Below are 626 nucleotides of genomic sequence, written 5' to 3'. Positions count from 1 at the left end.
AGCAGGGACGTGCCGGCCTCGATCTGCTGTCGTTCGAGGGGATCGATGCAGTCCGAGCCCCACACCCGCACCGCGCGCTCGAGGATGCCGAGGTCGATGCGTCCCCCGCCTCCGGCGCAGGACTCGATCTCCAGGCCCGGATGCGCGGCGAGGACTGCATCCATGAGCGCGTAGGTGGCCAGCGTCAGGGCATGGTAGGCGGGCCGACCCGTCAGGGGTGACACCGCCTCGTACAGGTCCCGGTTGAAGTCCCATTTGATGTAGTCGACCTCCACGGAGTCGAGCACGGAGAGCATCTGTGTGAGGACGTGGGAGAAGGCCTGCGGGTTCGTCAGGTCGATGACCTGTTGTGAACGTGCTGGGAGAGGGCGATGGGTCGCGGGGGAGAGGATCCAGTCCGGGTGCGCCCGCGCGGCCTCCGAGTCGGGATTGATCATCTCCGGCTCGAACCAGAGCCCGAACTGCATGCCCCGCTCGTGGACGGCGTCGGCCAGTGGGGTGAGCCCGTCGGGCCAGACCTCCGCGGAGACCACCCAGTCGCCCAGACCCGAGGTGTCGTCGCGACGGGAGGAGAACCATCCGTCGTCGAGGACGAAGCGTTCGACCCCGACCTCGGCAGCAGTCTC

At 68.1% G+C, this 626-nt stretch carries 1 protein-coding gene; it reads right to left on the bottom strand.

The annotated features are described in order from the left end of the window. On the bottom strand, positions 1-626 hold a 626-nt coding region (locus FK530_RS24770), incomplete at both ends, for an alpha-galactosidase (protein ID WP_193560367.1).

Origin of the sequence: Tsukamurella conjunctivitidis (assembly GCF_007858475.1) — a bacterium.
Lineage (GTDB): Bacteria > Actinomycetota > Actinomycetes > Mycobacteriales > Mycobacteriaceae > Tsukamurella > Tsukamurella conjunctivitidis.
This window is presented reverse-complemented; position numbering and strand designations above follow the sequence as displayed.